Annotated in this window: 16 protein-coding genes; 7 read left to right on the forward strand and 9 right to left on the reverse strand. The window is 44.9% G+C overall.

The genetic code is table 11. The features are described from left to right. Positions 1-62 precede the first annotated feature (62 nt). The 3 genes from recD (at position 63) to pnp (ending at position 5357) form a co-directional block, all read left to right on the forward strand. Positions 63-1844, forward strand: a complete 1782-nt coding sequence (gene recD, locus NI462_RS10065) for an exodeoxyribonuclease V subunit alpha (RefSeq protein WP_253160488.1) — start codon at positions 63-65, stop codon at positions 1842-1844. A gap of 895 nt (positions 1845-2739) precedes the next feature. Then, complete coding sequence (gene rpsO, locus NI462_RS10070) at positions 2740-3009, forward strand: 30S ribosomal protein S15 (RefSeq protein WP_004278577.1); 270 nt, start codon at positions 2740-2742, stop codon at positions 3007-3009. A gap of 260 nt (positions 3010-3269) precedes the next feature. Further along, positions 3270-5357, forward strand: coding sequence for a polyribonucleotide nucleotidyltransferase (pnp, locus tag NI462_RS10075; RefSeq protein ID WP_171054287.1), 2088 nt, complete (start codon positions 3270-3272; stop codon positions 5355-5357). A gap of 137 nt (positions 5358-5494) precedes the next feature. Here pnp and NI462_RS10080 read toward each other — a convergent pair whose 3' ends face one another. The 6 genes from NI462_RS10080 to NI462_RS10105 all read right to left on the reverse strand — a co-directional run bounded on the left by NI462_RS10080 (position 5495) and on the right by NI462_RS10105 (position 12523). After that, positions 5495-5758 (reverse strand): HP1242/YdcH family protein, encoded by a 264-nt coding sequence (locus NI462_RS10080; protein ID WP_253160490.1) that lies wholly within the window; start codon positions 5756-5758, stop codon positions 5495-5497. Between the two features lie 89 nt (positions 5759-5847). Then, complete coding sequence (locus NI462_RS10085; RefSeq protein ID WP_004278573.1) at positions 5848-6177, reverse strand: chaperone modulator CbpM; 330 nt, start codon at positions 6175-6177, stop codon at positions 5848-5850. A gap of 484 nt (positions 6178-6661) precedes the next feature. Further along, positions 6662-7123, reverse strand: coding sequence for a DUF2147 domain-containing protein (locus NI462_RS10090; protein ID WP_253160492.1), 462 nt, complete (start codon positions 7121-7123; stop codon positions 6662-6664). Positions 7124-7445: 322 nt separating this feature from the next. Continuing rightward, on the reverse strand, positions 7446-8321 hold the full coding sequence (gene hslO, locus NI462_RS10095; protein ID WP_004647344.1) for an Hsp33 family molecular chaperone HslO: 876 nt from the start codon (positions 8319-8321) through the stop codon (positions 7446-7448). Positions 8322-8371: 50 nt separating this feature from the next. Further along, positions 8372-10225 (reverse strand): cation:proton antiporter domain-containing protein, encoded by a 1854-nt coding sequence (locus tag NI462_RS10100; protein WP_253160494.1) that lies wholly within the window; start codon positions 10223-10225, stop codon positions 8372-8374. Positions 10226-10300: 75 nt separating this feature from the next. Continuing rightward, entirely contained in the window at positions 10301-12523 is a 2223-nt protein-coding gene (locus NI462_RS10105) for a primosomal protein N' (RefSeq protein ID WP_253160497.1), read from the reverse strand. Positions 12524-12673: 150 nt separating this feature from the next. Here NI462_RS10105 and gspF point away from each other — a divergent pair, with 150 nt between their 5' ends. The 3 genes from gspF to NI462_RS10120 all read left to right on the forward strand — a co-directional run bounded on the left by gspF (position 12674) and on the right by NI462_RS10120 (position 15013). Next, on the forward strand, positions 12674-13879 hold the full coding sequence (gene gspF / locus NI462_RS10110) for a type II secretion system inner membrane protein GspF (protein ID WP_005245858.1): 1206 nt from the start codon (positions 12674-12676) through the stop codon (positions 13877-13879). 79 nt (positions 13880-13958) lie between these two features. Continuing rightward, entirely contained in the window at positions 13959-14393 is a 435-nt protein-coding gene (gene gspG / locus NI462_RS10115; RefSeq protein WP_004278567.1) for a type II secretion system major pseudopilin GspG, read from the forward strand. 284 nt (positions 14394-14677) lie between these two features. Then, on the forward strand, positions 14678-15013 hold the full coding sequence (locus NI462_RS10120) for a hypothetical protein (protein ID WP_216986500.1): 336 nt from the start codon (positions 14678-14680) through the stop codon (positions 15011-15013). A 155-nt stretch (positions 15014-15168) separates the two neighbouring features. Here NI462_RS10120 and lnt read toward each other — a convergent pair whose 3' ends face one another. Continuing rightward, positions 15169-16728 (reverse strand): apolipoprotein N-acyltransferase, encoded by a 1560-nt coding sequence (gene lnt / locus NI462_RS10125; RefSeq protein WP_253146755.1) that lies wholly within the window; start codon positions 16726-16728, stop codon positions 15169-15171. Continuing rightward, on the reverse strand, positions 16725-17564 hold the full coding sequence (locus NI462_RS10130; protein ID WP_004278564.1) for a CorC family transporter: 840 nt from the start codon (positions 17562-17564) through the stop codon (positions 16725-16727). The genes lnt and NI462_RS10130 overlap by 4 nt, the downstream gene beginning before the upstream one ends. A gap of 201 nt (positions 17565-17765) precedes the next feature. Here NI462_RS10130 and tusA point away from each other — a divergent pair, with 201 nt between their 5' ends. Further along, entirely contained in the window at positions 17766-18026 is a 261-nt protein-coding gene (tusA, locus tag NI462_RS10135) for a sulfurtransferase TusA (RefSeq protein ID WP_004729361.1), read from the forward strand. Between the two features lie 163 nt (positions 18027-18189). Here tusA and NI462_RS10140 read toward each other — a convergent pair. Further along, a partial coding sequence (locus NI462_RS10140) for an electron transfer flavoprotein-ubiquinone oxidoreductase (RefSeq protein ID WP_253160499.1) occupies positions 18190-19052 on the reverse strand: 863 nt, incomplete at its 5' end.

Raw genomic sequence — 19052 nt, forward strand, 5'->3', positions numbered from 1 at the left:
TTTATAAAATATATAAAGATTAAACAGAAAATTATCCTGTGGATAAATTTGAGGATAACTGTGTGGAAAATGAGCAGAATCACGTGTCGCAGCAAGATTCCAGTTTAATAGCCTGGATTGACTATCTGTGTCAGCCGCCGTTTAGTACGGCTACATTTGATCCGGCAGCAAAAATCTTGATCCAGAAACTGCTTGAGGCGATGCAGGCAGGGGATAGCTGTATAGAAGTTGATCCTCAGCAGGTTGCCTTATTGCATAATCTGGTTCTAGACCGCCGTCAGCAAAGTACAGGAATTGCACCATTTATTTGTGCAGATCAGCATTTATATCTGTACCGCTATTGGCAAGTGGAACAGGCAGTAGCCTCACATATTGCTCGGATTAAAGCCCAACCGGTTGCCGCTATTGATTTATCCGAACGTGATCGCAATTTATTGTCAGATCCACAGCAAAAATTGGCACTGGAAATGGTTGCGCGGCAGGCGCTGAATATTATTAGCGGCGGTCCGGGTACCGGTAAAACCTATACCTTGGCGCATATGATTGCGGTCCTGCATGAAGCCTTGCCAAATATCCGGATTGCCATGGCAGCACCTACCGGAAAGGCCGCACAGCGCATGAAAGAAGCACTGCAAAAAGCCTTGCACAGTGAAGCGTTACAACAGTTTGAGCTAGAACAATTAAAACAGTTACAACCGGTCACCCTGCATCGCTTATTGGGTCTGGGCACTCGCGGACAGCCACGCTTTCATGCCAAGCAGCCTCTGCCTTATGATGTGATCGTGGTCGACGAAGCCTCGATGCTGGATTTAAACCTGTCACAGATGTTACTGGCCTCCGTACCGTCTCATGCACGGCTGATTTTACTCGGTGATGCAGATCAGCTGGCCTCTGTGGATGTGGGAACGGTATTGGCAGATTTACAGCAAGTAGCGACTCTGGAAGATAACCGGGTCAATTTAATCACCACGCGGCGTTTTGCGCCTGGAGCCAGGATTGGCGCAATGGCGGAGTTTATCCAGCAGAATCATGAGCCTTCTCATGTCTTGCAGAAATTTGAGCAGCAAATCGTGGCAGCCAGTGAGTTACAAACGATTGACTTGAATCAGGTCGAAATCGACCAGTTACAGCTACAATATTTGCTCTCGGACACTGAACAGACCTCGCATAGTTTGAATCTGTATTATGACCAGCTGATGTATGGTTATCAGGCTTATGTACAGGCCATAAAAACAGAACGAAACTCAGCTGATTTTGAGCAGTATGTACAACAGGTGGTCAAAACTTTTGATGATTACCGTATTTTAACAGCAATCCGTTCTGGTGATTTGGGTCTGATCAAGATCAACCTGCAGATTGAGCAACGCTTTTTAGCAGCCCAAGGGCAGTTGAAACAGGGCGACTGGTATGTCGGACGCCCCGTCATGATGAGTTATAACGACTATCAGTTGGGGCTGTCCAATGGTGATATTGGCATCTGTTTTTTACGTGAGCAATCTGGTCAGCACCAGTTTGAAGTGTATTTTCCGAGTTTGGAAAAATGGGTGTTAGCCACCCGTTTACCTAAAAGTATTGAAACTGCTTTTGCACTGACCATTCACAAATCTCAAGGTTCAGAATTTTCCCATACCGCAGTGGTGCTGGATCAATATGCAAAAAATTTATTGAGCAAAGAGTTGATTTATACTGCAATTACTCGAGCCAAAAAAGTGGTCAGTTTATTGGTAGATTATGATGCTTTTACACAAGCACTTTGTGTCAGAACCACCCGGAAAAGTGGTTTGAGCCAAAAAATCATTGAAAAATCTAGTAATTTAATTGGCAAAAATAATCAAATCTTGTAGGTAAAAGCTTACAAGGATTCAGGAAATTGACGCATAGAGCTTTTGCTCGGTTTTTGAGAAGATTGGTTCTACAAAATAACTCAACACGGAAAGTTGAGCATAATCGTATAATGATAATAATAATGTCGGTAGACAGCGAACTTACAGTGAAGTAAGTGAAAGAGGAAACTTACAGCCGCTAAGCCTTGTAGTTTTGGGAGAGACTACAAGGCTTTTTTATATCCTGATTTTTTTTATAGGAAGCTTGCTGGATTTTTATTCTAATTTCTTAGCAAAGATTTTCAGTTCTAGCCAGTAAACTTAAGTAAATAGCGTTAAATAAAACGAGAGCTGTGTAACATTATGCAAATTTTTACCCTGTGATGTACGAAATGGCTTACAGCAAAATGAGGCAAATGCCTCTAGTGGTCTCGTAGGAATATGGCAAAATCTACCACACAAGGAAGATGATTTTTCAACAGGATGTTTGAAAATAATAATAAGCGTAAAACGCCATAATAATACAATAAATAATAATGATAAGAGAAAGAACTACAGCGCCAAAAAGCCCGAGTTTACTCGGGCTTTTTTTTATCCATTTTCTATGGGGAGTAGCTGAAGATTCAAGCGACTTAAAGGGTTTGCGGGCTTTTCAAAGGAATTTCTATATTTAATTCATCCTGGATTTATTTCACTAAAATAATGCAAAACTAGCATCTTCAAGGAACAAGAGTCATCGGATCTGAACTGCATCACTGAGCAACCAAAACCATGCAAAAATCTGGATCTATTTTTGCAATTTGATGCGTTTTCCCTTAAAATATGCAACTTGCTGTAGTGATGCACGGCAGTCAAGGTTTTGAATTCTCATCACTTTGATTTTTATCAAAATATACAAGCATCTCGGAGAAATCGAATGGCTTTAACTAACGCAGATCGCGCAGAGATCATGGCTAAATTCGCTCGCGCTGAAAACGACACTGGTTCACCAGAAGTTCAAGTAGCTCTTTTAACTGCTCAAATCAATGACTTACAAGGTCACTTCAAAGAGCACAAACACGACCACCATAGCCGTCGCGGTCTAATCCGTATGGTTAACCAACGTCGTAAACTACTTGACTACCTTAACGGTAAAGACCACGGTCGTTATGTAGCATTGATCGGTGCTTTAGGTTTACGTCGTTAATTCGATTTAAACTTTATTTTCGGGTGTATTGCATGCTTTGTGCTGTATTACTGAAAACTAAAGTCGGCTTAGCTTTGCGCTGAGCCAGTGGAAGGGGCGAATGTTTCGCTCCTTCTTTGTGTTTAAAAATAGTATTTAATCTGGTGAGGTCGGCTTCTAAGCTTTGTCATTTACTCGCCCATATGGTCATGAATGCCAAACCTTAGGGGTCTCCACTAGAATAATTGTTCACAAGAACTAGGAAAAAATAAAACATGTCAATGTTTAATATTATTCGTAAAGAATTCCAATTCGGTCAGCACAACGTTATCTTGGAAACAGGTCGTGTTGCCCGTCAGGCAAACACTGTTGTGATCACCATGGGCGGCGTACAAGTACTTGTTGCTGTTGTGGCACAACCTAAAGCAAAAGCAGGTCAAGACTTCTTCCCATTGACTGTAAACTATCAAGAAAAGCAATATGCTGCTGGTCGTATCCCGGGTGGTTATGGCAAGCGTGAAGGCCGTCAGTCTGAAGCTGAAACTTTGATTTCACGTCTGATTGACCGTCCAATTCGTCCGTTGTTCCCGGAAGGTTACTTCAACGAAATTCAAGTAACAGCTACTGTTATTTCTTCTGATAAAACCATGGATGCTGACATTGCTGCAATGTTGGGTACTTCAGCTGCATTGTCTATTGCTGGTACACCTTTCCGTGGTCCGATTGGTGGCGCGCGCGTTGGTTTAATCAACGGTGAATACATCCTGAACCCAAACCTTGAACAACTTAAAGAGTCTGATCTTGATCTTGTTGTTGCGGGTACTGAAACTGCAGTATTGATGGTTGAATCTGAAGCGAAAGAACTTTCAGAAGACCAAATGCTGGGCGCTGTATTGTTCGGTCATGACGAAATGCAAATTGCGATCCAGGCGATCAAAGAATTTGCTGCAGCTGCAGGCGCGGTTGAATCAACTTGGGTTGCTCCAGTTAAAAATGAAGAACTTCTTGGTAAATTGAAAGAAGCATTCGAAGCGAAAATCTCTGAAGCTTACACGATTGCAGTTAAGCAAGACCGTTATGCGGCACTTGACGCGCTTTATGCAGAAGCAGTTGCACAGTTCGTTCCTGAAAATGACGAAACTGGCATTGCAGAAGAAGTTAACGAATTATTCGAAGATCTTAAATACCGTACCGTACGTGACAACATCCTGTCTGGTAAACCACGTATTGATGGTCGTGACACCAAAACTGTTCGTGCAATCGACGTACAAGTAGGCGTTCTAGATCGTGCTCACGGTTCTGCATTGTTCACACGTGGTGAAACTCAGGCCTTGGTCACAACGACTTTGGGTAATACACGTGATGCGTTGATGGTTGATACCCTTGCAGGTACAAAAACTGACAACTTCATGTTGCACTACAACTTCCCTGCATATTCTGTAGGTGAAACTGGCCGTGAATCTGGTCCTAAGCGTCGTGAAATCGGTCACGGTCGTCTGGCACGTCGTGGTGTTCAAGCAGTTCTTCCTGCTGCTGACCGCTTCCCGTATGTGATCCGTATCGTATCTGACATCACTGAATCTAACGGTTCGTCTTCAATGGCGTCTGTGTGTGGTGCTTCATTATCATTGATGGATGCTGGTGTTCCACTCAAAGCACCAGTTGCAGGTATTGCGATGGGTCTAGTGAAAGAAGGCGAGCGTTTCGCAGTTCTTTCTGACATCTTGGGTGATGAAGATCACTTGGGCGACATGGACTTTAAAGTAGCGGGTTCTGCAAACGGTATTACTGCGCTACAAATGGACATCAAGATCGAAGGCATCACTGAAGAGATCATGGAATCTGCATTGAACCAGGCTTATGCGGGTCGTATGCACATCTTGAATGAGATGAACCAGGTGATTTCACGTGCGCGTCCTGAAATTTCGATGCACGCACCGACCTTCCAGGTGATCAACATCAACCCGGATAAAATCCGTGATGTGATCGGTAAAGGCGGCGCGACCATTCGTGCAATTACTGAAGAAACTAAAGCGGCGATTGATATCGAAGATAACGGTACAGTTCGCGTATTTGGTGAAACTAAAGCGGCTGCGCAAGCTGCAGTTGCTAAGATCCAGGCACTTACTGCTGAAATCGAGCCAGGTACAATTTATACAGGTAAAGTGATTCGTATCGTTGAATTCGGTGCGTTCGTAAATATCCTGCCAGGTACTGATGGCTTGCTTCACATCTCTCAAATCTCAAACGAACGCATTGCGAACGTGGCAGATGTATTGAAAGAAGGTCAAGAAGTGAAAGTACAGGTTGCGGATGTTGATAACCGTGGCCGTATCAAATTGACGATGAAAGACATCGAACAAGTTTAATTCTTAAACTATTCACATGGGAAAACTCGTGTGAATAACAATAAAAAAGCCCTGAGCTTGGTCAAAGTGTTTACTTTGGCTGGCTTAGGGCTTTTTTTATGCGTCAGTATTGGTCTGAATGTGGTGTCCAGTTGATCTCAGGTCAAGGGGTCCGCTTCAGAGCTTTTTAACAGACGGTAAATTTCATCTTTTAATTTCAGTTTTTTACGCTTGATCGCCTCAATATCATTGTTGATATGATTGACTGGATCAAGTTCAAGCTGGCTGATTTCTTTGTCCAGCTCATTATGTTCCTCGAATAACTTGGCAAAATAGGGATTTTCCTCGCGAAGTTGCACAATCAAGTCGCGGTATTCGGGAAACATGTATTTGAGTTTCTTATTGCAATCTTTGGTTTTCATAGGGATTCTTATACTCTAATCATAAAATTAAATATAAATATGTTCTGATCTGCACTGGAAAATGCAGATCGACAGAACATGAAAAGGATTTACTTGAAGTGCAAATGTTTGACCTCGCGGCGTAACTCCTGCACTTCATCAATGAGGTCCAGCATCATGGCAACGGCGCTAAATGAGGCATCAAAATCGCGTTGCAGGCGATAGGCGCGTTGTGCACGCGAGATATCTTCACCGAGGAAAGTGCTGGTCGGGGTTGTAGAACGATTGGGTAAAATTCCATGTTCAATTAACTGCATGACCCATTCCGGGCTTTGTCCACACGCTTCTGCAAAGTGGATCAAGTCAAATGAACGATCGTCCATAATTTCTGAGGGGGTATAACCGTGGGAAAAACTTTCTTGGTACTGAATCGTAGTCATGGGTCTACTCCTTAAACAGCCAAGTGTGCAAAATCCGTAGAAAGGGAAGGTACTAAAATAGAACGCTTTCCAATCCTTGGACATGCAGACTCAGAGTGATGACTCAAATGATCATGAGTGAAGAGTCGGGATGCACTGGTAGTTGATGAATCAGTCGGTCTGACCGGATCTTTATCAGCAGCATGCGAGGCAAAGAAGGTTAAAGCTGAAGTTGTTTTTATAATTTTATGTGTTATCGACAAAGCGTATTCAATCACTTTCCTATGTTGAATAGAGGGCGCCATATCAGGGCTGCAAAGCAGACCAGAGGACAGAATTGAACAAGGCTGAAGATTGATCATCATAAGTGGATAAAAAATAACCGTCTTCGATCCATTATTATGACTTTGCCTGCTCCAAAACAGTTTTTATTTGTACCTTATTGTTTCAAATCATGACAAAGAAAAAAGCCCCTGATATAGGGGCTTTGAAAATCTTTCTGAAATTAATATTTTACCCAGGTAACACTACGACCAATTACTGATACCCCGACATAACCACGCAAGGTCAGACGTTTACCATTAGCACTTAAGCGTGCTTTGCCTTTATAAACTTTGCCACTGATCGGATCAAGTACTTTGCCATCATGGTATTCACGCGGCTTTTTCGGATCTGCCTTAAAATCCCAGATAAACGGCAGGCCTAGAAAAGGCTTGTTCTTGAGCTGGCCTGAACATTTATGACAGATCCCCATTTTTTCTGCGCCAGGCAAGCTGCGTGTTTCGACAATTACCCCTTCATAACTACCATCTGCTTTCTTGCGAATTTCCACATCCGCACGAGAATAGCCCGATTGATCATCGATGGTTTTCCATTTACCCAATAATGGATCTTCATAGGCAAAGGCCAAACTAGAAACTGCGGCTAAACTCATCCCCATTACTAGAGTATTCAATAATTTTCTCATAACATACCTGTTAAATTGATGATGTATTCATTTTAGAATTATTGCTCTAATTTATTTTAAAAGCATAATTAAATCAAGAGTATGAACTGTGCAGTCTTTCTCATAATTTTTCGAAAATGATGAATATTCATGTTTTGTTAATGTGAATAATCTTATAATTTAACAGAGATTCTTAGATTGGATTCACAGGAGAGTTTGATTCAGGGAGTAGACGGGTTTTCTAATGTAGGGGAATACGCTCTGTTGAACTCAGTCCCATAGGTTTTAAAATATAAAAAAAAGCATTCCTAGGAATGCTTTTAAACTTAAGGATTCTAAGTACTTAGCTCAGGTGTTTACCAAATAGACCCAAGGCTTCTTCAGCCGTAAAGGTATATTGGCTATTACAGAACTGGCAGTCCATCTCGATCGGATTCTGGAATTCCAGCGTTTCACGGATCGACTCTACGCCGATTTGCTGTAAAGCGACTGCACAACGCTCTTTAGAGCAGGTACAACCAAACTTCAACACTTCCGTATCTGGCAGACGAACTTCTTCTTCGTTATATAAACGGTACAGAATATCAGTGGCTTGCAAACCGACTAACTCTTCAGTTTTTAGGGTCTCTGTGAGCATGGTCAGACGTGGCCATAGGTCTTCATCTACCCGGCGTTGTTCTTCTTCACTATTACGTGGTAACAGCTGAATCAGTAAACCACCTGCACGCTGATGGTCACTTGCCAGTACAATACGCGTCGGAATCTGCGCAGACAGGTCATAATACTGCATCAGACAGCCCGCCAGATTTTCTTTATCAAGAGGTACAATCCCCTGATAACGCTCACCAAACTCTGGTTCGATATTGATGAATAGAACCGGAGAGGTGAGTGATTTCAAGACCGTACTACTGTCTTCACCAACCAGAAAGTGCGGATCTTCTTCATAGTCAGCCAGAGCGCGAACTTCACCCAAATGGTTACATTCAGCCATAGCCCATTTAAATGTGCCTGATGCCTGAATTTGCAGGCTGATACGCCCTTTAATCTTCAATGTGCTGGCCAGCAGTGCAGTGGCACTGAGCATTTCACCTAGCAGGATCTTAACTGCAGGTGCATAGTCACGTTGCGCTAAAATGGTTTGTAAGGCTTCTTCAAGATGCACCACTTCACCACGAACAGGGCTATCTTCAATAAAAAAGCGTTGGCGTAAATCAGACATAAAATTCTCCATAACCCTGCTTTAATGGTGTCATTATTGTAAAACACAAGTTATGACAGTTCATCTCTTAACGTATCAATTCCTGCGCCATTTGTATCCTGTTGCTGCTGTGTAGCCTGTTTTTGCACTTTATGGCGTTGATCCTGGGCAAACAGATGCTCCAGTTCGGCTAAACTGCTCCGCTGATTTTCATAATTTGGATGTTCATCCGGATCCAGATGATATTGGCTATTCAGCAGTTTTTCATCGTGTTCACGGAAGTTTTGAATCTGTTGCTGGCTATTTTCAAGGTCAGGATTGATCTGGTTTAATAAGGCCTGACTGAGTTCCAAGGCGGAAAGATAAGTTTCACGCCAGATGTGTTTCACGCCCAAATCCTGCAATAAATGCACATGATGCCGGTCACGGGCGCGGACCCATAAACAGGTTTCAGGATAATTCAGCCGCAGATGCCGCACGATCAACATCGAGTCTTCAATATCGTCAATCGCCACAATTACCTGTTGCGCTGTGGTAATGCCGGTCTGTATCAAGGCTTCCGGCTCTGTTGCATCTGCCTGATAGAAAGGAATATCGTACTGCGCCAGAAGTTCAGTGGCTTGCACATTGCTGTCCATGACACTAAATGCATGCTGCTGTTGCAGTAAAATTCGGGCAATAATCTGTCCGAAGCGGCCAAAGCCAATCAGCAGGATTGGTGTATGGGCTTGAGGATTAATATCAGTTTCAAAAGTCGCTGCCAGATGATTGTGGCGATCCAGACGCGGTAAGATCTGACTGTGCAATAACCAATAAAATGCGGGGGTCAGCAGCAAGGAAAAACTCACCATCCACAGCAAGGGAGAGAGCAGATCAGCCGCAATAATCTGGTCGGAAACGGCAATTACCAGTGCCAGTAAGGCAAATTCGCCGCCTTGCGCCAGACTGGCTGCTAACAAGGTGCTATTGCGCCAGCTATTTTGATGATAACGCGCCAATGCCAGACTGATTGCAAACTTGCCCAAGATTAAAGTGAGGGTGCCACCGAGAATCATCCAAGGGAAATTGAGCAGATCAGCTAAGTGCAGTGACATGCCCAGACTGATAAAGGCTAAGCCCATCAACAGACCCTGAAAAGGCCGAATCGCGCTTTCTACCGTAGGCCGGAAATCTGAATCTGCCAGTAAAATGCCGGTAAATAAGGCACCGAGAAATAGATTCAGGCCGAGGGTATTCATTAATACCAATAATGCCAAGATCACTGTAACTGTCACAATGACATGTAGTTCATGACTGCCGCTTTTGGCAATCCAGCGATATAACGGCTGCATCAGATAGCGGTTACACAGGAACAGACCGCTTAACGTCGCGATGAGGGCAGCAAAGTAGGCCACCCCATGTTCAGTGGATCGAATCCCGGCAAATAAGGGAATGGCTGCAATCACCAGAATGGCCAACAGGGCATGAATCAGCAGAATCGAATAAGCCTGCTGACCATAGCTGGTGGCGAACTGTTCCTGATGATTGAGATGTTGAATGACCAAAGTCATGGCGGACAAACTGCCGGCGAGTCCAATTACAATGCTGGCAAGTAGGCTTTGCTGAAGGAAAACCCAGGCCATGAGCGTAAAAATCAGGGCGCTGATTAGTACCTGTAAAGCAGCTATCATCCACAGGGATGGATTAATCTGGACAATGCGTTGCGGTCTGAGTTGCAGACCGATCCAGAACAACAATGCCATCAGGCTGACTTGCATGAAACTACTCATGACTTCGGGTGCCTGAATCAGATGCAAAAGGCTTGGACTTAAGATGATCCCTGTTAACAGATAGCCCAGCACACTTGGCAATCTGAGCCTTTTACTCAGTGGCACTATCAACAGTGCAATGACCAGAACCAGTGTTATTTGTAACAGTATCGACATTTTCCTGCCCTAAATTTATTCTTGATCCAGACTGGGAGTCTTGTATTCCAGACCGATCCTCAGGCGCAATATCTTTTAGCTCAGTTCCTGAGGGTCGATGTCTAGCGTGAGCTTCATGCTAGAAGGTTTGTCCTGCAGCATGTTTTGCCACCAGCTGCGCACATAGTAATGCAAACGTGGACGATCCGCTGACAATAGCACCATATGTGACTGATAGCGTCCGGCCTTACGTTCCATTGGCGCAGGAATTGGTCCCCAGATGTCCAGCACCAGATCGGGATATTGCCTGAGGAGTGCTGCATGTTTCTGTAAGAATTCGGTATTTTGTGCCTGATCCTTGGATTCACATCGAATCAGGATGGCATAACGATAGGGTGGCATTCTGGCCATCTGTCGTTCTTTTAAGGTCTGCTGGGCAAATACGCGATAATTTTCATTCACTAAGGTGTTCAGCAGGGCATGATCAGGTCTGAGGGTCTGCAGATAAACATCGCCCTTATGTTCGCCGCGTCCAGCCCGGCCTGCAACCTGCACGATCAATTGTGCAGTCCGTTCAGTAGCACGGAAATCAACACTGAGCAGACCGGAATCGATATCCAGAATCGCCACCAGCGTCACATAAGGAAAATGATGGCCTTTGGCCAGCATCTGGGTGCCAAGCAAAATGGCAGGTTCGCTTTTCTGAATCTTGTCATAGATTTTTTGCCAGCTGCCGACCCGACTGGTGGAATCGCGATCGACCCGAATCACCTCGAAATCCGGAAAGAGTTCATTCAGATGTTCTTCGACTTTGCCGGTACCCATACCCAGTGTGACCAGTTCCTGATGCTGACATTGCGGGCAGTGTTCCGGCATGCGGTGAATAGTGCCGCAGTGATGGCAATGCAGATGCTGATAAGGCTGACGGTGTACAGTGAAGTTGGCATCACAGTGCGGACATTGTGCCTGGCAGCCACAGCTGCCACAAATCAGAACGGGGGCATAGCCACGGCGGTTTAAAAAAATCAGCACCTGTTCCTTTTTCTCTAGGCGCTTTTTGATGTCCTGAATCAATTGCAGGCTAATCCCATGCTTTTTTTGCGCAACTTTTAAATCTAGAATGTGGATTTTTGGCATCAGTGCAGTACCGGCACGCTGGTTCAGCTCCAGTACCTGCATCTTGCCATGTTCCACCAGCGCATAACTGTCAATACTTGGTGTGGCTGACCCTAAGATTACCGGACATTGCTGTAAATGGCCGCGGTACAGAGCGACATCTCGGGCATGATAGCGGAAGCCTTCCTGCTGTTTAAAGGACAGGTCATGTTCTTCATCCAGAATGATCAGGCCTAGATTCGGCATTGGCGTATAAATGGCAGAACGTGTACCAAGCACAATCGAGGCTTTGCCGGTTTCCGCCGATTGCCAGGCTTGTAGCCGTTTGGAATCATTCAGGCCGGAGTGCAGCAGTGCGATATGGCAATGAAAACGGGACTGAAAACGGCTGATGGTTTGCGGTGTCAGGCCAATTTCCGGTACCAGCACCAGCACCTGTTTGCCCTGTTTTAGTACCTGCTCCATGATCTGCAAATACACTTCAGTTTTACCGCTGCCGGTCAGACCATCCAGTAAAAAAGCCTGATATTGATTGCGAAATTTTAATACCTGTTTGACTGCATATTTTTGTTCAGGATTGGCCGTTAGCGGCATCTGTGCCAATTGCATCGGCTGTGGACTGAAATCTTGTGGCTCCAGCACACAGGCGCAAATCTCTTTTTTCTCCAGCGCTTTTAAGGTCGCGGTTTCAATCCCGGCCATGTTCAGCACATTTTCAGTGGTCCCGACCGGATGCAGTTTTAAAATCCGGTAAGCTTCCTGCTGCTTGTCCGAACGGCGTACTTTGGCCTCGGCATCAGGGTCCAGCAATTTCCAGGTACGGGCCAGCAGGTTATAAGGCTTGCCCTGACGCAACAGGGTCGGCAGGGCACTGTGGACAACTTCACCGATCGGAAACTGATAATACTGTGCTGACCATGTCAACAAACTTAAAACTTTGCTATCTATAATGGCACGTTCATCGAGCAGTTCGGTCACAGCCTTAAGTTTAAAGCGCGGGTCGAGAGGAGTGTCTGCGGACAGTTTTTCGATAATCACCCCGACCAGATTCTGCCGACCAAACGACACCAGTACACGTGTGCCAATCTGTGCCTGTTCAAATTGTGCTGTACTCATTGTGTAATCAAAACAATCAAATACATGCACAGGTACAGCAACGCGTACGCGATAAATTGGACTTAAATCGGTGTGAGAATTTTGCATATCTTGGGGTGGAGATCCTGAAGAAATTTCGTCGTGCTTAAAGTTCGATTATGTTAGAGTGAGCAGATAATTTATATCAAAGAATATGAATGATTTCGGTGGTCTGACGCAACAGCGTTGAGCAAAATTTTGGAAAATTAGAGCATTACAATGCCTGCATATCAGTTTATTGCGCTTGATGCTTCAGGAAAGCAGCAAAAAGGCGTGCTGGAGGGGGATTCTGCACGTCAGATCCGGCAACAATTACGGGATAAAGCACTTATTCCTGTCTCTGTTGATCCTGTTGAAAAAAAAGACCAACAGCATCGTCGAAAATGGTTTGAAAAAAGCATCACCGCCTACGATCTGGCCCTCATGACCCGGCAGCTATCTGTGCTGGTCGCTGCCGCGATTCCGCTGGAAGAAGCCATCCGCGCCGTCGGCAAGCAAAGCGAAAAAGTGCATGTACAAAACCTGCTGATGTCGGTTCGCTCCAAGGTACTAGAAGGGCATAGTCTGGCGCAGGGTTTGCAGCAATCCGGACGTTTTCCTGAACTGTATATTGCTACGATTGCGGCCGGTGAGCGTTCCGGACATCTGGACCTGATTCTGGATCAGTTGGCTGACTATACCGAAAACCGGTTTGCCATGCAGAAAAAAATTCAGGGTGCAATGGTCTATCCGATTATCCTGATGCTGATGTCCTTTGCGATCGTGATGGGGCTGATGACCTATGTGGTGCCGGATATCGTCAAGACCTTTGACCAGAGTAAAGACGCCTTGCCGTGGATTACCGTGGCCTTGATGAAAGCCAGTGATTTCATCCGCATTGCCTGGCCATTTTTATTGATCGGTGGTGCTTTAGGGATTTTCTTATTAATCCGTTTTTTAAGAACCACCGCCGGGCATTATGCCTTTGACCGTCTAACCTTAAAACTACCGCTGTTTGGAAAACTGTCACGCGGGATTAATGCCGCACGTTTTGCCAGTACTTTATCCATTTTGACCCAGTCTGGCGTGCCGCTGGTCGATGCACTGCGCATTGGTGCTGCAGTCAGTAACAACTGGGTGATCCGTGATGCTGTCAATCTGGCAGCGGAAAAAGTCACTGAAGGTGGCAACCTGGCGACCCAACTGGAACGCAGTGGTTATTTCCCGCCGATGATGGTACAAATGATCAAAAGTGGTGAAGCATCTGGTGAACTGGACCGCATGTTGGAACGTGCTTCACAGATGCAGGATCGCGAAGTGACCACCCTGATTTCAACTTTACTGGCCTTGCTGGAACCTTTAATGCTGGTATTGATGGCCAGTATTGTTTTGGTGATTGTGATTGCAGTGATGCTGCCAATTGTGAATATGAATAATATGATTTAAACAGTAACCAGTTAGAATTTTGCTGTGATCAAGATTCAAGTGGAAATTCTGAATGATGCAAATAAATGAGAGAGATTGAATGAAAAGGAATCAATTAAATAAACAGACGGGCTTTACCTTAATCGAAGTCATGGTGGTGATTGTTATTCTCGGTGTGCTTGCTGCGCTGATTGTTCCGAATGTGATGGGACGCGGTGAAAAAGCCAAAGTAGATACCACCGTGATCAAGTTGCAGAGCATTGCAGGTTCACTGGATCAATACAAGCTGGACAATGGCAAGTATCCAAGTATGCAGGAAGGTGGTCTGGATGCACTGGTGAATCAGCCAGCGACTGCAAAAAACTGGGTGCCAGGCGGTTATGTCAAGGGCGGTTTTCCAAAAGACAGCTGGGATAATGAACTGCAATATGTGATTCCGGGCACCGATGGCCGCAGCTTCGATCTGTATTCATTTGGTGCAGATGGTCAATCGGGTGGTGAAGGAACAGATGCCGATATTTATTATCAGCCTTAATTGAGAATCATTATAAATTCTCGATAGATGGTATATATCACTTCACTTAATAAGCTATTTCAATACGAAGTGAAGTGATAATAACTATTAATTATTAAATGTAATGTAAGTTAATGATATTTATAATAATGAATTAATAAAAACGATATGCGAGTTATAATAAGAATTATTCCCATATTTATCTATTACAATTCTCGTAAAATATGAATAAACATACACTTTCTATTTATTTAAAAAAGCTCATAATGATCTAAATGGCACTTGACTCGCCAACGGAGAAGCACATGAAAGCATTTATCTTGGGAGATGAAATCAATCAATTTCATTGGTCGATGCTGAAATCTGTTCTTCTGGTTTTAAGCATGCTGCCGATCAGTCAGGGAATCGTCCATTTATGGCAGAGCACCGAAGGCAGCAGCCAGATTGTGGTGGCCTTTTTTGCTATCAGCTTGATGAGCAGTTTATTGGCCCTATGTTTCTGGTCCGCATTAAACGCGAGTGTAGTTCGCATTCAAGCCGAACAAGGTTCAGTATTTGAGCAGACACTGGTTCAGATCTATCGTCATGTGCCGATGCTGTCTCTTGCCAGCATGTTATGTTATCTGGCTATACAGTTTTAAGTTTTAAAGAAATAAAAAACCGAGGCATTGACCTCGGTTTTTTATTGCCTTGAGTGTTCCTTCCTTTCGTAAAGGGAGCTTAGGAGGGATTGATAAAATGCTATATTCAGGAATCCCCCTAAGTCCCCCTTTGTAAAAGGGGGGACTTGAAGAAATTATCTTCGTGACTTAAAGCTGACATCCACTTTACGTGGGCGAAAACGCCATCCTATAAGCAAAAGCAGAACCGAGAAGATCATCACTGGCCAATCGCTGAGTTTCATATACAGCGTTTCGCCCTGCATGGCTGGCAGTTCGCCACGTAATACGGCTTCCTGATCCATCGGGGCTTTTTTCACAATATGGCCATTATGGTCAATAAAGGCGGTCACACCGGTATTGGTCGCCCGAATAAACCAGCGCCCATTTTCTTTAGCACGCATTTGCACCATTTGCAGATGCTGTAACGGTCCTGCCGTGCCAGTAAACCAAGCATCATTAGACACGGTCACCAGAAAATCACTTTGGCTGGCATTGCGACGGGTCAAATTCGGGTAAGCTACTTCATAGCAAATTGCAGAACCCAATGGATGATTTTTCACATTCAATGGTTTTTGATGATCTGCACCCCGGGTAAAACCGCTCATGGATGGATCATTCTGCAGACCTGGCAAGACCCAGCTCAACCAGCCAGATAAAGGAATATATTCACCAAAAGGAACCAGTCGTTGCTTCTTGTATAGCCCATCAGATTCATCTCCGCTGGCCATAATGCTATTGTAATATTTTGGATAGCCCGCAGCCTGTGATTCTGCTAAATCCCAATATGGAATGCCGGTCACCCAGGCAGTGCCCGATTTTTCAGCCTGTACTTTCATGGCTTCCAGAAAGGCTTCAATATCAGTCTGGAACATGGGAATCGAAGATTCCGGCCAGACGATCAGATCACGGCCCCATTCGGTTTTACTCAAATTGGCATAAATCAATAAGGTCTTCACCTGATATTCAGTCAGCCATTTCAAGTCTTGCGGAATATTGCCCTGAATCAGGGAAACCGTTAAAGGCTTTTGATTTTTTTGCTCAACAAACGTCAGCTGTGCTGCGCCCCAGGCACCAAGTAACAAGATGGCGGAAGGAATGGCCCAGAACAGGCGTCTATTCAGGATCTCAACCAGCGCACAGGCCAGAATGATCACCACGAAAGATACCCCAAACACCCCGAATAATGGCGCATAAGCATCTAGGTAGCGTTCGGTAAAGGCATAACCAGCAAACAGCCATGGGAATCCGGTAAAGACCCAGGTCTTGGACCATTCAAACAGCACCCAGAGCGGGGCAAAGGTTAAAGGTGTTTCCGGGAAAAAGCGGCGATAGACAAACGTTTGAACGGCACTAAACAGACCCATCACCAGTGCCATAATCAGGATCATCACGACGCTGAGAAATGCACTGGTATCGCCATAGACATGAATTGAGGTATACAGCCAGAATGCGCCGACAAACCACAAGCCAATCCCATAAGCCCAGCCAATGCCAAAGGCCTGTTTTGCGCTACGTCCGCGCAGGCAAGCATAGAGCAGTGCTGGAGACAGAATCGCCAGCCACCAGTAATGATAAGGGGCTAGTGCCAAACTAAAGATAGCACCTGCAAATAAGGCAATTAAAACAGGATAGATTAGCGGCAAAGGTTTTTGCTGTTGAGACGAACTCAACAGCTTATCGAAATACGCTCTCATTGGCGCACGGCTCGAATTAGATGAATAGAGCGTGAATCCGCCTCAAGAATGGTAAATTGCCAGTTTTCCAGTTCAATGGTTTGACCTTCAAGGTCACTCACCAGACCAATTTCCTGTAATAACAAACCGCCCATGGTTTCCACTTCGTCATCAGGGAAAGTCGCATCCAGCATATTATTGAAATACTCAATCGGAGTCAGGGCTTGGACTACCCAGGTATTGGCGGTAGTCGGGTCGTTATCCGGAACAATGTAGTATGCTTCTTCATCAGCATTGTCATGTTCATCTTCAATTTCACCGACAATTTCTTCCAGAATATCTTCCAGGGTCACCAGACCCGAAGTCGTACCGTATTCATCAATCACCACTGCAATATGCGTCTGGGTATTCTTTAACATGCGCAGAACCTGATCGGAGCGGGCACTTTCCGGAACAAACAAAGGCTGACGCATAAGCGCGCGAATATCGACTTTGGCCGTGGGTTCAGTCAGAAAAGGCAATAAATCCTTGGCCAATAGAATGCCCACCACATTGTCGGTCTGATCGGAAGAAAATACCGGAAAACGTGAATGCGCAGACTCGACGAGCACATGCAGGATATCCAGCAGTTGATCATCTTCCTGTAAGCTGATCATGGACGTGCGAGGCGTCATGACTTCACGGATTTTGGTTGCCGGGAGGTCAAGAACGCCCTCAAGCATGGCAACAGTATCGGGTTCTAAAAATCGACGTGAATCTTGTACTAATTTTAGCAGTTCGTCGCGAGTTTCGGGTGCAGTTCCCAGCCATTTGCGTAAGCCGCGCATACCCCACGACGGGCCTGATTCCTCGTGCATGATTTTTCCTGAAGACTCTTAATATCTAAAAAAACGTGGTTTTATCATACCGCAGAAAATACGCTTGTCTATTGTAAATATGATGCGCAGTCTTGATCGCGTGAGTCAGCGCTGATTTTAAAACTGGCCACGTATGCAAAGCAGCAATGTAATCGCAGCTTTATGCTAAAATATGGCGGTCTTTCCATCCTGAGTCTATCGATGTCCCCAACTGAAATTATTCCAAGTCTGCAATTGAATACTCGAGGTTTGCGTTGCCCTGAGCCAGTGATGATGTTGCATCAGGCGATCCGTAAATCTAAGGCAGGTGATGTGGTTGAGGTGTTTGCTACGGATAATTCAACGTCGTGGGATATTCCAAAATTCTGTATGCATTTGGGGCATGAGTTGCTCTTGCAGGAAGAACGTCTGGATGAAAATGGCAATAAAGAATTTCATTATTTAGTGAAGAAAGGTGGCTAAAAATACCAAGGGCTGATGAGCTCAAACATTTGTCTTATTTAGAAAATAAAATTTCAAAAATCTGCTTAATTAAATAGATGAATGGACAGGAACTGAAATTATTAATATTTATCCATAAATAAACCCACTTAAAAGCGGGTTTATTTTTTATCTGATGATTACCTTACATATTCGGGTAATTTGGACCACCACCACCTTCCGGTGTTACCCATGTGATGTTCTGGGACGGATCCTTGATGTCACAGGTCTTGCAGTGCACACAGTTGGCTGCATTGATCTGGAAGCGTTTTGAACCGTCATTATTTTCCATGATTTCATAGACTCCCGCCGGGCAGTAACGCTGTGCAGGCTCATCCCATTTCGGTAGATTGACTTCCACCGGAATTGAAGCATCGGTGAGTTTCAAGTGCGCTGGCTGGTTCTCTTCATGGACCGTATTCGAGACAAACACCGAAGACAAACGGTCAAAAGTCAGCTTGCCATCCGGTTTTGGATAGGTCGGCTTGAAACTTTCAGCTGCCTGGGTTTTTAGCGCAGCATGGTCTTGAACCAGATCATGCAAGGTAAAAGGCACTTTAAATACGTTCTGGTCGATGAAGTTAAAGGCACCACCGATCCATTGACCGAACTTGTGCATTGCCGGGCCAAAGTTACGCGAGTTATACAGCTCTTCTTTTAGCCAGCTGTTGTTGAACTTGTCGATATACGCCGTGAGTTCTTTCACGAAGAAATCTTCACCCTCTACAACACGCGCCACCGCCAGATCACCGCCTTTTTCTACACCAGCAGCAATCGCTTCAAACACCGCTTCACCGCAGAGCATGCCGGATTTCATCGCAGTATGTGAACCCTTGATCTTGGCAAAGTTCAGGAAGCCGGCATCATCACCAATCAAAGAACCACCCGGGAAGGTGAATTTTGGTAATGAGTTAAAACCACCTTTGGCCACAGCACGCGCACCATAAGAAATACGCTTACCACCTTCCAGATACTGCTTGATCAATGGATGGGTTTTCCAGCGCTGCA

This window comes from Acinetobacter lwoffii, assembly GCF_024129715.1.
Lineage (GTDB): Bacteria > Pseudomonadota > Gammaproteobacteria > Pseudomonadales > Moraxellaceae > Acinetobacter > Acinetobacter lwoffii_U.